Genomic DNA, 13794 nt, shown 5'->3' with positions numbered 1-13794 from the left:
CCCGTGGTCGTCGGAGAGTTCTCGGAAGACATCGATGTCCTCGTGGTCGGCGCCGGCCCTGGCGGCTACGTGGCCGCCATCCGCGCCGCCCAATTGGGCAAGTCGGTCACCATTGTCGATAAGGCGGAACTGGGCGGCGTGTGCCTGAACCGGGGCTGCATCCCGTCCAAGGCGCTGATCACCGCGGCGCATCAGTACGAGGCCGCGAAAGCGTCGCCCATTCCCGGCATCACGTCGTCGGCGACGCTCGATTTCGGCAAGGTACAAGCCTGGAAACAGTCGGTCGTCGACAAGATGACCGGCGGCGTCAAGACGTTGCTCAAGGGCAACAAAGTCCGCGTCGTGCAGGGCGAGGTATTCTTCACCGGCCCGAACGAGGTGCGCGTGCTCAGCGAATACGAGGGGCAGCGGTTCCGGTTCAAGGACTGCATACTCGCCACCGGATCGCGCCCGATTGAACTGAAGGCCCTGCCCTACGGCAAACGGGTGCTCTCCTCGACCGAGGCCTTGGCGCTCGATCACGTGCCGGAGAGCCTGATTGTCGTGGGCGGCGGCTACATCGGAATTGAGCTCGGGCAGACGTACGCGAAGTTCGGATCGAAGGTGACCATCGTCGAAGGCACCGGGTCCATCCTGCCGACGTTTGACGCCCAGCTGACGCGCATGGTGGTGCGCAACCTCAAGAAATACAACGTGGACATCCACACCAATGCGTTTGCGCAAGGCGTTGAGGAGACGGAGAACGGGATCACCCTGACGTTCAAGGTGGGTGACGAGGAGAAGCGCGTCACCGCCGAGTACGTGCTGGTCACCGTCGGCCGGCGGCCGAACACGGACGAGCTCGGCCTGGATGCGGCGGGCGTCCAGCTCACGGAAAAAGGCATGGTACAAGTGGACCACCAGGGCCGCACCAGCAACCCGCACATCTTTGCCATCGGCGACATCGTGCCCGGACCAGCGCTGGCGCACAAGGCGTCGTACGAAGGCAAGGTGGCGGCCGAAGTCATCGCCGGCCACAACAGTGCGGTCGACTACCGCTGCATCCCAGCGGTCGTGTTCTCCGATCCGGAGATCGCCACCGTTGGCCTTTCGGAAGAGGAAGCGAAGCAGCAGTACGGCGAGATCGCGGTGGGCCGCTTCCCGTACGCGGCCAATGGCCGGGCCGTGTCTCTCGGCGCGGATGGCTTCGTGAAGCTGATTGCGGACAAGCAGAGCGGCCTTTTGGTCGGCGCGCAGGTGACAGGCGCGGAAGCGTCCAACCTGATTGCCGAACTGGGGCTCGCCATCGAGATGAGCGCAACGCTTGAGGATATCGCGCTGACCATCCACGCCCACCCGACCCTCGGGGAGATGGTGATGGAAGCAGCCGACGTGGCGCTTGGCTCGCCGATTCACATCGTGAGGTAATCGTCTGGCGCGGCGCTTCGCTTCTGCTTCGCAAGCCGCTTCGCGCCGCGCCAGACCCTTACCGAAGGGATTTCGTACGTCGACTTGCGAAGTGGGGGAAGGTGGTTCACTCCGTTTGTCCTGCGTGGGCGTTTCACGAAGTGTCTTGCGCAGCACAAACGGAGTGAAACGCCCACGCAGAGGGAAGCGGAGCGCCGAGCCCCGTCACTCAGCCTCCGGGCGCACGGGCAGCGCCTGGACAAAGCGGAGCACGTCCTCGAGCGTTCCCCGGTGCGTGAACTCCAGATGCCCCACCCCGCGGTCAATCAGGCAATCGGTCACGAGGAACGTCTCCATTCCCAGTTTCCCCGCCACCCCATCCTCCTGAACGTCGTTTCCAATCATCATACATTCGTACGGAGCGAGATCGAGGCGTTCCATGATCTCCACGTAATACTTCGGGTTCGGCTTGCAGTAGTGCATGTGTTCCATCGTGGTGACGAGGGCGAAGGGGATATCGTCGATGCCTGCCCAGCGCATGCGGTGGCGAACGGCGGTGTCCGGGAAGATGGGATTGGTCGCGAGGACCACCATGTACCCCTTGTCCAGCGCGGTTCGACAGATTTCCCGAGAAATTGGTGTGGGTTCAGTCAGCGTGGCGAGTTCCGGGAATCCCGTCTCGTAGAACCGCGCAAAGCAATCCCAAACCGCCTCCGGGTATCCGGTGGCGGTGAAAAATGCGCGCCGGAAGGCCGCCTCGTTGGTCAGCTCCGGGTCCTCGTTGCTGATCATCGCTTCGGTGGCCTTCCAGATCTGGCCGACGATCCGCTCGGGATCCACGACCTCTGCCACCGCCGGGACCAACTTTTGAAAATATCCCTTCATGAACCGTTCGTGATCGAACGGCAGCAACGTGCCATCGAGATCGAACAACAGCGCGCGCAGACGCGTCACCATGCCTCCCCCTCTCTCACACACGCAGTCCCGGAAACCCGAGCTGGCGAAACGCCTCAAACACGACGATGGCCACGGAGTTCGACAGGTTCAACGACCGGGCTTCGGCACGAATGGGGATGCGCAGCACATGCTCCGGGTCGCGTGCCAACACCCAATCGGGCAGCCCCCGGGTCTCCTTGCCGAAGACGAGAAAGTCCCCTGGTTGGTACCGCACCTCCGTATAGGCGCTGCGCCCTTTTGTCGACAGGTAGAAAAACCGGCCTTCCGGGTGCTTGTCCCAAACCTCCTGAATGGAGTCGTGGTACCGAATGTCGAGGAGGTGCCAATAGTCGAGGCCGGCTCGCTTGAGGTATTTGTCATCCGTGGAAAAACCGAGCGGGCGTACCAGATGCAGCACGCAGCCGGTCGCCGCGCAGGTGCGCGAGATGTTCCCCGTATTCGCGGGGATCTCCGGTTCAACCAGCACGATGTGGAACACGCCGCCTTCCGCCCCTCCTCCCGTCTGGTAGTGTATCACATTTCAGGGCAGAATTCGTCCGGCAGGCGGACGAAGGCGTACCGGGTCCGCGGCGTCCAGGCCCGGCTGTCGAGGTAGCGGTAATGGCGGCGAAAACTCGGCGTGGTATGTGCATTGACGAGCGGATCGCCCTGGTGATTGAAATCGGTGACGATGGTGCTGTGGTGAAACTTCCCGTTGCCCGACCAATCGTAGAACACGAGGTCCCCGATATGCAGCTCCCGCGGGTCTGCCACTTCGCGCGCGCCTGCGTGGTTCACCAGGTACAAGTACAGGGCGTGGGAAGTGGTCCAGCTGAAGCTCCACTGAGCAGGTCTTCCCCCGGACGGGAAACGGTACCACCATCCGGCTGCGCGCGTTCCGCTGGTGCGTATCGGCATCCGCCCGGCGAACAGGCACTGAGACACGAAGTTGGTGCAGTCGTCCTCCAGGTGCACGAAGGCCGGGTGATACCCGTTCCACCACAGATCGGCGTAGCGCAGGGCGCGAACGCGATCGAACCGGGTGCAAGCGCGGATCGTGTGGAACTCGGGCCAGTCACGAAAACCGGTCAGGGACGGATCCGATCCGGTCCCGGCCGATCCCGCCCTGCCCGCACCGGGGTGCAGCCCCATACGCTCGTCCGCTTCCCACGCCTGGTCCAGGTACCAACGCCCGCCGCGGCGCACCCACCGCTGCCGGTGCTCCACGCTGCGCGACTCCACCCCGAAACCGGGCCCGTCCTGGTACACCCAAGTGATCCGCTCGTCGATCCGCACGGTGACCGCATCCCCCGGGTTGGCGCGATCTGCCGGCACCTGCGGCGGGTGCAGCCGGATGCGCGTGTGCGCCCGCAATAGCCGGCTGCCCCGGCGGCGAACGGCGTAGTGCATGCGCTCGAATCCAGCGCGCACATCCGCCCACCAGGCGGGATGTTCACCCGCAGTGGCCGCCTCCAGCACGGGATCGAGGCGCTGCGACACCCAGGCCTGGTTGCGTTCATCAAAGTACCGGCGCACGGCATCCGTCCATTCGTTCATCCTGCCCGCCCCCCGTCTGTGCATCCGTCTGTGTCATGGTATGAACTCGGGCCCCATGATGACAAAAGGGGCGTGACACGCGCCGTTTCGGGAAACACTGCAATTGCACGCGAATACGCACTTGACCGACTATCGTCCAGTTCCTGGCGGCCGATCTCCCCGTGTGTTACACTACACGACGGAACGCGGCGCCCAGATCAAGGGCGCGCATTTGTGAAAATCTGCACGGGCAAGCATCAGACAGGATGTTGTGCACACAGGCGAGGTGAGACCATGTCGACGCATCCGACCATTGTCGTAATGGAAGGAGATCAGACCGGGCAGGAGTTGTTGCTGGAGGCCTTGCGCGTCCTCGATCCGGCCGTGATTGGCGCGCCGCTGGAGTTTCTGCGGTTTGACCTGAGTTTGGAGAACCGGCGCAAGACGAACAACCAGGTGGTGTACGATGCCGCCCGTGCCATGGTGGAGCACCGGTACGGCCTGAAGGCCGCGACCATCACCCCGGAGACGCCGGGGGACGTGGGCAGCCCGAACGCCATCCTGCGCAAGGAGATCGACGGGACCGTCATCGTGCGCACGGGCCGGCGAATCCCGGGCATTGCGCCGCCGGTCGGCGTGTTCGCACCCATCTCGGTCGTCCGCATGGCGGTGGACGACGCGTATGGCGCCAAGGAGTGGCGCGAGGAAGCGGACGGGGACGAAGTCGCCTTCCGCACCGAGCGCATCTCCCGCAAGGTGTGCCGCGGCGTCGCTGAATATGCCTTCCAATATGCGCAGCGAATCGGCGCGAAGGTGTTCGGCGGCCCGAAGTTCACCGTCAGCCCGGTCTACGAAGGCATGTTCAAGGAAGAGCTCGACGCCGCCAGCAAGCGCTACCCCGGCGTTCCGTACGAACCGCAGTTGATTGACGCCACGTATGCCCTGCTGCTGGTCAAAGCCGGCGAAGCGCTGGTCATCCCCGCCCTCAACCGGGACGGCGACTGCCTGTCCGACCTGGTCCTGCAGATGTTCGGGTCCATCGCTGGCTCCGAGTCCATCCTGCTGGCCCTGGACGAACAGTGGCAACCGAAGGTGATCATGGCGGAGGCCCCCCACGGCACGGCGCCCACGCTCTTCGGTAAAAACGTCGCAAACCCGATGGCGATGATCCTGGCGGGCGCAGCGCTGTTGGCCCACCACCCGGAGAAACCGTACCAGCAGGCGTCCCGCGCCATCTACGAGGCGACGCTGGAGGCCGTGATGAGCGGCGTTCGCACAGCCGATCTCGGCGGCGGCACGACGACCACCGAATTCACCGACGAGGTCATCCGCCGCGTCCGAACGAAACTCGAGGTCTGGAGCACACTGGGCGACGCCGGCCGGTAAGTGCGGGGGCAGCACTATGCCTGACGAGGTGCAAAAGCTCAGCCATTCGGCACGGACCACCGAAACATCCAAGCGTTGGTGAGGGGACGGTACCGCGGAACGATTCGCGAGAGCGCTTAGTGCAGCGGTACCGTCCCCTCACCCTCCCCCGGGCCGCCGTCGTCCTCTGGGCCTCCGCCCATACCCGCCCGCGCGCCGCCGAATACGCTGGGCACAGACGGATTGGGGGGAGGTGCCGAGCATGATCAGGCGGATACGAACCCGGCCGTTGCCGCCGTGGATGGCGGATTTGGTCAAGGAGTTTCTCAGACCCCCGTACTTTCTCCAATACCTGCAACAGCAGCCACAGAGCAGTGGAAGCCCCGGCGATACTGGGGGAAAAGCTGCAAATCCTGGCACTCCCGCTTCCTCGGCTGCCCCTTCCCAGCCCGCCAGCCCTGCAGGCGCGGACGTCCCTCGGGTGGCCCGCCGTCCAGCGGCAGGCGCAGGTTCCGCCCCCGCGGCCGGCGCATCCGGGGAGGCCAGAGGACAGAACCCGAAACCCCGGCAGGATGTCGTGCCCGCGGCCCATGAGACAGCCCAAACGGCCAAGGCAGCGGCGGACGGCCTTCCGACAGGTCCTGTGGTGGAGCGGAGCGGGCGTTGGCAGAACGCCTTCCGGAGCGCACGCATCCCACCCGCGGTGGCCAAGGCATACGGCTGGAATGTGCAGTCCGCGGAGGTGGGGTCTGGTGTCGTCAAGGTGCGCACGAAACGCGGGGTCTTTGCCCTGAAGCGGACGGACATTCCCCCCGAAAGGGTGCGGTTCATCCACGAACTGACCCAGCATCTGAACGCGGACGGCTTTGACGCGGTCCCCGCCTTCGCCTTGACGAAATCGGGCGATCCGTTCGTCCAACGCGGCCAGGCGATCTATTATGCCACCCGCTGGGTGGCGGGCAACCCTGTCAACTTCTCCTCCCTGCCCCAGGTGGAAGCGGCAGCGACTGCGCTCGCCCGCTTGCACGAGTCCTCCCGGGGCTTTGAACCGGACCGGGAGAGCCCCGCCTGGGCCTTCGACGTCGCGGAATTGACCCGCCGCCGCGCGGAGGATCTGCGAGCTCTGCTGGTTCGGGCGGAGGCGGCTCGGTCCCAGGACGGTTTCGATGAAACCCTCCTGCGGCTGGCCCCGCAACTGCGCAAGGACGCCGAGCGTAGCCTGCGCATCCTGGAGAGCTCGCCGTGCCAGGCGTTTCTGAAAGAGGACGCGGAGCTGCCGGGTGTGTGTCATCTGGACGTGATCCCGTCCAATCTGGTGTTCACCCCTGGAAGACGGGTGGTGCTGCTCGACCTCGACCTGGCGACCTACGCCCCGCGCGCCCTCGACCTTGGGCACCTGCTGCGGCGGGTACTGCAGGTGCAAAATTGGCGGCACGAGGCCGCCTACACGTGCTTCTCCGCGTATCATCAGGTTCGCCCGTTGCGCGCGGAGGAATATCTGTTGATCCATGGATTGCTCACGTTCCCATACCGGGCCTGGCGAGTCGCGTACACCCGCTACCGGCTGTTCCGCGATCCCACCCAGCTCGATGAGCTGCGCGCGTTTGCCGAACAGGAACCGCGCCGTCAGGCGTTCCTGGAGGCATACGAAAACCAGCTCCAGTTACGCGTCCCTTAAGTGCACCGCCCAGGCCATCTCCGCTTTGACCTCGGGGTCTTGTTCGGCAGCGTACGCGTCCGCCACCGCCTGGCGGGCCGCCTCGCCGCCGATGCGCCACAGGGCCCAGGCCGCACTGGCCCGCAGCTCCCGGCGATCGTGGCGGAGGAACGGGATAATGTGCGGCACCGCCGCCTCGTCCCGACAATTGCCCAATGCGATGAGGGCATTGCGTTGCCACGTCCGAAGCCCTCGCCAGGCCGCCGCCGTATGGCCCAGACGGCGTTCAAACGTCCGGTTGCTCCAGGACAGGATCTCCAGGAGGTCCGGATATGCCAACTCCTCCTCGGGCCGGTACTCGGCGTGCTTCGCCGCGTCGATCCCCCGGTTCTCCGGGCACGCCCACTGGCAGGTGTCGCACCCCCACACCCGGCGGCCCATCGGGATGCGGAACTCGCGCGGGATGATGCCTTTCATCTGTGTGATGTACGACAGGCAGCGGCGGGCGTCAATTACCCCGGGGGCAATGAGCGCCCCCGTCGGACAGGCCGCCAGGCAACAGGTGCAGGCACCGCACTTTGGCGGCACCGCAGCCTGTGCGGGCTCCACCTCGACATCCGTCAACAGGGTGCCGAGGAAGACGAACGACCCGTGCTCCGGGCTGTAAAACACGCAGTTTTTGCCCACCCAGCCGATGCCTGCCCGCTCCGCCACACGCCGGTCCACCAACGGAGAGGTGTCGACGGCGATCCGGTAGCGGATGGGCCGCCCCACCTCGGCCTCCATCAACTCCGCCAAGCGCCGCAGACGCTTCGCGAGCACGCTGTGGTAGTCGTCGCCGTAGGAATACACAGTCACCACGCCGCGCCGCCCGTCCCGCGGGTGCCGGCGCGCCACCTGCCGGCCTTCCGGCGTGAGATACGCCATGGCAGCGGCCACCAGAGACCGGGCTTCCGGCATCCACCGCCTCGGGTCAATCCGGTTTTCCACCTGATCGTGTTCGAAGCCGGTTCGCCCCCGCGCTGCGTATGCTTCGAGGCGAGGCACCATCTCGGGAAACGGATCGGCCGTGGTGGCGCCGACGGCATCAAGTCCAGCCTCCCGGCCGAGCTCCCGGAGGGTCTCGAGAGACAACTCGCTCACTTGGGCACCGCCGCCCGGGCCAATTGGTCGCAGCGCTCGTTCCAGGCGACCCCCGCGTGACCGCGCACCTTCTCGAAGCGCACCTGATGCCGTTCCACCTCGGCCAGGAGCTTTTCCCAGAGGTCGCGGTTTTGCACGGGTTCGCCTTTGCTGTTCTTCCAGCCGTTGCGCCGCCAAGACAGGTACCACTTCTGGCGAAAGCAGTTGATGAGGTAGGCCGAGTCACTGTACAGAGTGACGCGGCAAGGTTCCTTCAAACGGCGCAGCGCCTCGTAGGCCGCGGTGAGCTCCATCCGCTGATTGGTGGTGTGCGGATCGCCTCCAGAGATCTCCTTGACGGTGTCGCGGTACTGCAGGACAGCCGCCCACCCGCCCGCGCCGGGGTTCCCGGAACAGGCGCCGTCCGTGTAGATGGTCACCTCTTTGGTGATGGGTTTCGGCGGGGTCATGGCTTCCACTCCTTCTGCCCCATTATACCGTCCCCGCCCGCTCCGCTAGGATAGAAACATCCGCCACAACACGTACGCCGACAGGCTGAAGGACACGATGCCGATGCCGTACACCGGCCAGACAATCACGTTCTGTCCGTCCCGCCGGTGCAGCCATCGGCCGAACTGCACGGTGTAGAACAGCATCCACAGCGGCACGATGAGCAACAGGATGAAGCTAAGCACGGCGGGTACGCTCCCTTCGTCTGCGCAGGATGCCGGCGCCCAGCAGCAACAGCGGCGCCGCGAAGGAGATGATCCAGCCCCAACGCATCAGGACATCTCCGTGCATCTCGAACGCGGAGGCCACATCGTGCGGCAGAAGGCTAATGGCCAAGCACAACATGCACAGGGCAGGCAGCAGCGGCCGGTACGTGGGCCACCCGAACCCGGCGGCCAAAAGATAGGCAGCGGACCACAGCGTGATCGCCAACTTCACCACGGCGGCGCTCACCCACATGAACACGAACACGCTCTCCAAGCGTTGGACGAAGTGGCCGATGTGAATCAAACGGGCGACCGCGTACATCGGCGATGCCAGCTTGGTGGTCTCCTCGGGGGCGAACACCATGTGGTAGCACAGGATGAAACCGGTCAGGACAATGACCGTCTGGATCGTGCTGATGACACCGACTCTCCGCAGATCGCGCGGGTTGTGCGCGTGCGGGTAGACCACGCACAGCAACAGCACGTTGAGGAAGATGGCGGTGGAGTTGACGCTGCCAAGCAGGACCTGGCTAGGTCCCTTGCCCCAAAACGGTACGAGGAAGTACGGATGCCAGTAGTTGATGGTCAACAGGCACAGGGCCAGTACGCCAAGGACCAGGACAGGCCAGGCCATCGTGGAGACGCGCGCGATTCCCTCCAGCCCGGTATGGACCATGTACCCCACCGTCAGGATGAACAGCCCGCCCACCACCAGGATGGGCGTGGCCGGGAGGACGGACGTGATAACGTTCTCCATGAACTCGCGCATAATGCTGGCCGTGATGAGGATGAGATAGGCGGCGAACACCAGGGCAATGCATCCGGCGGCCCAGGGGCCGAGCGTCCCCCGGACCACCTCGACGATGCTGTCGTTCGGGAAATACCGCCGAAGCATCATCTCCGCGCACAGAAACAAGATCAGCGCCACAACGCCGGAGATCACCGGCTCCATCCACGCCGCCTCCAGCCCGTACTTGGACACGTAGGCCGGATAGTCGAGAAACACGTGTATCGCCACGAGGACCGTCATCATCGCGGTCAGTTCCTTGGCGCCGACGCGCGCCTTCTCCTGTACCCTCGGCACTAATGTTTTCCCCCTTTCCGCGGCGAGCGAACCGAATCCCCGAACTGGCGTATGGCGTTCGGCATCGTGGCCTTGCTCCAGGGCCGGGTGGCCAGCTGTTCCCGCAAGGACTGCTGCGTTTGCAGGTACACCGGCCGTTGGTTCATCACGTACGCCGGCCCGCGCAGGAACACGTCCTTCGAGGTGTCCATGCGCGGCGCCACGGGGCTGAGCATCGGCACGCCGAAAGACTTCTGCACCGCCAGGCGCGCCGCTGCCCAACACAGCGCCAACGTCAACCCGTAGAACCCGAACACCGCCGCAGCCGTCAGAAAGACGAACCGCATGGTGCGCACCCCGAAGGCCAGGTTATAGTTGGGGATGGCGAATGACGCGAGCGCGGTCACCGCGATCACGATGACCAACAAGGGGCTGACGATCCCCGCCTGCACCGCCGCCTGGCCGATGATCAAGGCGCCCACGATCCCGATGGTCGGGCCGATCACGGACGGGATGCGGATGCCAGCCTCCCGGATGAGCTCGATGGAGAACTCCATCATCAGGATCTCCGTGATCACTGGGAACGGCACCTGCTCCCGGCTGCCGGCGATGGCGAGCATCAGGTCGGTCGGGATCATCTCCGGGTGGTAGTTCGTGATGGACACGTACAACGCCGGCGTCAGGAGCGCCAGGCTGAGGGCCAGCCAGCGCAAGAGGCGCAGGAACGACCCGAACGGAAAACGGAGGTAGGCGTCCTCCGGAGAGTGCACCAGCTGCCAAAACACCACCGGCACCGCGATGGCGAACGGGCTGTTCCCGACGAAGATGGCGACGTGGCCCTCCATCAGCATGTGGGCGATCCGGTCGGGGCGCTCCGTGGTCAGCGTGGTCGGCACCACCAGGCGCGGATTGTCCTCGATGAACTGCTCGAGCAACCCGCTGTCCGGCAGGTAGTCGACGTCGATGGCCTGGATGCGGCGCTTGACCTCGTCGACCAGCTTGGGGTTGACCACCCCTTTGACGTACATCACGGCCACGTCGGTCGGCGCCAGCCTGCCGACGTGCATCATCTCTGTGATCAGGTCTTTGCAACGCAGCTCCGCCCGCACCAGGCCGGTGTTGGCGCGAAAGCTCTCGGTGAACCCTTCGTGCGGCCCGCGCACCACGGTCTCCGTCTGCGCGAGGCCGACGGTGCGGTGCTCCCAACCGCGCGTCTCGACAATCAGCGCCCCGGGCGACCCATCGACGAACACCGCCGTGCATCCCGACAAAATACCGGGCACCACGTCCTTCCAGTCCTCAAACTTCGTCACCTGGTTGCCGGGCAAGAGGGCCTCCGACACCGTCTGAAGCCGGCGTTCCACCGGCTCATCCGCGATGGCCGTCAACAGCATCAGCGGTTGCAGGATGTGCGTGTTGATGGTCATCTTGTCGACCATTCCGTCGATGAACACCGCCAGCGCCCGCCAGGGCTTCGTGCTCCCGCCCTCCGTGGTCTCCCGTGACTCCGCTTGGATGACGAAGTCGCGGATCACGATGTCCTTGTTGACGTCGGCGTGAAACAGCTGTTCGATCGCCTTGCGAACCGCGCCGATCTCGGCCGGAACCTTGTCCTCGAGGCCGGACTCCTGGGACTTCACCTGGGCCTGAGCGGACTGACGGATGTACTCTCCGAGCGGAATGGGCTTGATGACTTCGACCTCCGCCGGCCCTGACCCGGTGTCCCGGGCGGAATCCGCCTGCGCAGGGGAAGCTGGACGAACAGCGCGGCCACCGGCGTCCGGCGCCCCGCCTCCGGCCGCTCCTCCTTCTTGGCCTTGGCCCTTGCCGCTCTTGGCTTTCTCCGCGTTCGCCTCGCCCTTGTCGTCCGCCGTCCCCGTTTCCGTGCTGGGCTGCGCCGGGCTGGGGCTATCTTCGAGAAGGGAGAACGGCTCCTCCACCACTCCGTCGTCGATGGTGAACAGGCGTGCCAGCCATCCAGGCACGTTCACAGACCATCCCCCCTCGCACTTCTGCGAAGGTAGCTTGCAACCGGGCGCCTCCCTTTATGCCGCACCCGCTCAACATAGGTTTTCTTCGCTCTGGTCACACTAGAGTGGACGACCTGCGTTGGAGGAGAGAGACATGAGGATTCCATCCCGCTGGGTAAGCACGGGGATCGCCGCCGGGGTGATAGCGGTTTGCCTTTTGGCTGCGGGCTGCACCGCTCGGCAGACTCCGACCGGCACGGGAGCGGCTGCTGGACGGCTGGTCACCCCGCCCGGGCAATCCCCGGCCACAGGTGCGGCCGCAGGGCAAACGGTGACCCCGCCGCGCCAGACGATGACCCGGTACACGGATCTGCGCTCCTGGCCGGAGGTGGCCAAGTCTGTCGAACAGGTGCAGGGATTGAAATGGGCGGTGGTGTTGCAGGAAGGGCGCAAGGCGTACGTCGGCGCCTTTCCGGATCACCAGGAGACGCCGGATCCGAACCGGGCGAACGCCCCCCGCACGCGTTACGACTTTCCGAAGACGTTTGACACCCCCGCGGAGTTGGCCCGCCACACCCCGGACGACTTCATCCGTGCGCTGCAGGATCCGGGTCCGCGGGCGGACACGCGCGACTTTCGGCCGCGAGATCGCAGCGGCATGCTGAGCCCCGCCAAGCAGATGGAGGTCCGGAAGCGCGTTCAGCGAGCCCTCCCAGATGTGCAGACGGTGCTCATCACGACGGACACGGCGTCGGCCGCCCTGCTGAGGGGTTATGCGGAATACGTGGAGGCAGGCGGGGACATGCGCCGGTTCATGAGCGAATTCCACCGCCGCGTCGCTCTCATCTGGCCGAATGGCCGCGGCGTGGACGCGAACCACCCATCCGCGTCGCCGAACTTCGGGGTGCTCGGTACGCCCGCGGACGAACGGACCCCGCTGCACGGGCCCGTCCGCTGACCCAGCCGCGCCTTGGCGTCTTCACGCCGGGCGGGCTGTCTCGCTTCATCCTGTGCCGCCTTTGGCGGAGAGCAGGGATTTGGGGAGGATCGAGACGCGGAGGGTGAGCAGCTTTTGCGCGGGATCGTAACCGATCACCTGCACACCGTACGGCCGCTGCGGGCGCCTGGACAGGTAGAGTTGGAGATTCGCGTGCTCGGCGTCGACGCCGATCCAGTTCGGCCACGGAAGATGTTTGAACACAAAGAACAGGGCGCTCTCCGGCACCGGGATGGCTGGGATGGCGCCGACGGTCGCGGACTCCATGTGCAGGGTGACGTCTCCACCCGAGATCGAGGGGGTGAACACGACGTCGGCCGGCACGACCTGGTCCTGCAGCTTGAAGCCGAGCTGTATGCGCCAGTGGTCATCGAACTGCACGTGGGCGTACGCTAGGACGGCCTTCAGATCCGGCTGCTCGGAGACGGCGTATTCCAGGTAGGTGTTGATGGCGTCCTGATCCAACGCCAGCTGGAATGTGGCGGGTTTCTCCCCCGCCGCCGGTGCCGGCGTTGGCACCGATCCGGCCTTCGGCAGGGAACCCCACCACAGGCCCAACAAGGCCAACACGGCCAGATTCACCGACAGCAGCGCGATGAACGCCTTTTTCCACACGCCCGCCACCTCCTTCGTCGCCGGATGGGGTGATTGGACACCCGCCGCCCGGTGCGCTACCATGATGGCGTACGCACATCCGCCGCCGGCCTTCGGGCCGGGCGGGACGTCAGGCAGGTGAGCCGTCGATGAACGTGGACAAGTGGCGCAATTGGGCGCTCGTGATGATGTTTGGTGGCTTTTTCGTCATGTACAGCGGCGTGTATCACCGCGCCTGGATCCCGTATTTGATGGTCATCGGCGGACTGGGCGTCCTCGCCGGCATCCTCGTGTACTTCCGGTTTGGCCCCGTGAATCCCACGGTCCACGAGGCGGAGTGCCCGCGTTGCGGCCGGATCACCCGGCTGACGGGGGCGTATGACGCCTGCCGCCATTGCCATCAGCCGATGCGCCGGGTGCCGGGCGGCGGCTACGAACCGTACGTGAAGTGA

At 65.3% G+C, this 13794-nt stretch carries 14 protein-coding genes; 5 read left to right on the top strand and 9 right to left on the bottom strand.

All coding sequences use genetic code 11. From position 1 onward, the window contains the following. Nucleotides 1-3: 3 nt before the first annotated feature. Nucleotides 4-1407: a dihydrolipoyl dehydrogenase gene (gene lpdA, locus N687_RS0115210; protein ID WP_029422672.1), complete on the top strand. Its 1404-nt coding sequence runs from the start codon at nucleotides 4-6 to the stop codon at nucleotides 1405-1407. Nucleotides 1408-1611: 204 nt separating this feature from the next. Here the strand turns inward: lpdA and N687_RS0115205 are convergent, their stop codons facing one another. The 3 genes from N687_RS0115205 to N687_RS0115195 are packed head-to-tail and all read right to left on the bottom strand — an operon-like array spanning nucleotide 1612 to nucleotide 3879. Beyond that, nucleotides 1612-2340 (bottom strand): HAD family hydrolase, encoded by a 729-nt coding sequence (locus N687_RS0115205; protein WP_231493496.1) that lies wholly within the window; start codon nucleotides 2338-2340, stop codon nucleotides 1612-1614. A 16-nt stretch (nucleotides 2341-2356) separates the two neighbouring features. Further along, a complete protein-coding gene (gene trmL / locus N687_RS0115200; protein WP_029422670.1) occupies nucleotides 2357-2821 on the bottom strand; it encodes a tRNA (uridine(34)/cytosine(34)/5-carboxymethylaminomethyluridine(34)-2'-O)-methyltransferase TrmL in 465 nt (154 codons plus the stop codon). A gap of 35 nt (nucleotides 2822-2856) precedes the next feature. After that, nucleotides 2857-3879: an amidase domain-containing protein gene (locus N687_RS0115195; RefSeq protein WP_029422669.1), complete on the bottom strand. Its 1023-nt coding sequence runs from the start codon at nucleotides 3877-3879 to the stop codon at nucleotides 2857-2859. A 273-nt stretch (nucleotides 3880-4152) separates the two neighbouring features. Here N687_RS0115195 and N687_RS0115190 point away from each other — a divergent pair, with 273 nt between their 5' ends. Together N687_RS0115190 and N687_RS0115185 are read left to right on the top strand one after the other, a co-directional pair. Further along, nucleotides 4153-5244, top strand: a complete 1092-nt coding sequence (locus tag N687_RS0115190) for an isocitrate/isopropylmalate family dehydrogenase (RefSeq protein WP_029422668.1) — start codon at nucleotides 4153-4155, stop codon at nucleotides 5242-5244. A 241-nt stretch (nucleotides 5245-5485) separates the two neighbouring features. Continuing rightward, nucleotides 5486-6901 (top strand): phosphotransferase, encoded by a 1416-nt coding sequence (locus N687_RS0115185; protein WP_029422667.1) that lies wholly within the window; start codon nucleotides 5486-5488, stop codon nucleotides 6899-6901. Here N687_RS0115185 and queG read toward each other — a convergent pair. From queG to N687_RS0115160, 5 genes are read right to left on the bottom strand one after another with little or no spacing between them, the layout of a single operon-like run. Continuing rightward, complete coding sequence (gene queG, locus N687_RS0115180) at nucleotides 6887-8023, bottom strand: tRNA epoxyqueuosine(34) reductase QueG (RefSeq protein ID WP_029422666.1); 1137 nt, start codon at nucleotides 8021-8023, stop codon at nucleotides 6887-6889. The genes N687_RS0115185 and queG overlap by 15 nt on opposite strands. Further along, nucleotides 8020-8472, bottom strand: coding sequence for a ribonuclease HI (rnhA, locus tag N687_RS0115175; protein ID WP_029422665.1), 453 nt, complete (start codon nucleotides 8470-8472; stop codon nucleotides 8020-8022). The genes queG and rnhA overlap by 4 nt, the downstream gene beginning before the upstream one ends. 45 nt (nucleotides 8473-8517) lie before the next feature. Next, nucleotides 8518-8697 carry a hypothetical protein gene (locus N687_RS0115170; RefSeq protein ID WP_029422664.1) on the bottom strand — a complete coding sequence of 60 codons (180 nt, stop codon included), beginning with the start codon at nucleotides 8695-8697 and terminating at the stop codon, nucleotides 8518-8520. Beyond that, on the bottom strand, nucleotides 8690-9802 hold the full coding sequence (locus tag N687_RS0115165) for a GerAB/ArcD/ProY family transporter (RefSeq protein WP_029422663.1): 1113 nt from the start codon (nucleotides 9800-9802) through the stop codon (nucleotides 8690-8692). The genes N687_RS0115170 and N687_RS0115165 overlap by 8 nt, the downstream gene beginning before the upstream one ends. Then, nucleotides 9802-11772: a spore germination protein gene (locus N687_RS0115160; protein WP_035462381.1), complete on the bottom strand. Its 1971-nt coding sequence runs from the start codon at nucleotides 11770-11772 to the stop codon at nucleotides 9802-9804. The genes N687_RS0115165 and N687_RS0115160 overlap by 1 nt, the downstream gene beginning before the upstream one ends. Before the next feature lie 133 nt (nucleotides 11773-11905). On the opposite strand from N687_RS0115160, the gene N687_RS21325 reads away from it, so the two are divergent. Continuing rightward, entirely contained in the window at nucleotides 11906-12709 is an 804-nt protein-coding gene (locus N687_RS21325) for a hypothetical protein (RefSeq protein ID WP_035462378.1), read from the top strand. Nucleotides 12710-12754: 45 nt separating this feature from the next. Here N687_RS21325 and N687_RS0115150 read toward each other — a convergent pair whose 3' ends face one another. Beyond that, entirely contained in the window at nucleotides 12755-13363 is a 609-nt protein-coding gene (locus tag N687_RS0115150; protein WP_029422660.1) for a DUF2140 family protein, read from the bottom strand. Nucleotides 13364-13491: 128 nt separating this feature from the next. Here N687_RS0115150 and N687_RS0115145 point away from each other — a divergent pair, with 128 nt between their 5' ends. Beyond that, nucleotides 13492-13794 carry a DUF2614 family zinc ribbon-containing protein gene (locus tag N687_RS0115145; RefSeq protein WP_029422659.1) on the top strand — a complete coding sequence of 101 codons (303 nt, stop codon included), beginning with the start codon at nucleotides 13492-13494 and terminating at the stop codon, nucleotides 13792-13794.

The sequence above is a fragment of the Alicyclobacillus macrosporangiidus CPP55 genome (genome assembly GCF_000702485.1).
In the GTDB taxonomy this organism is placed as follows: Bacteria; Bacillota; Bacilli; order Alicyclobacillales; family Alicyclobacillaceae; genus Alicyclobacillus_H; species Alicyclobacillus_H macrosporangiidus_B.
Note: the sequence above shows the minus strand (reverse complement) of the source record. Positions and strands in the feature narration are given on the sequence as shown.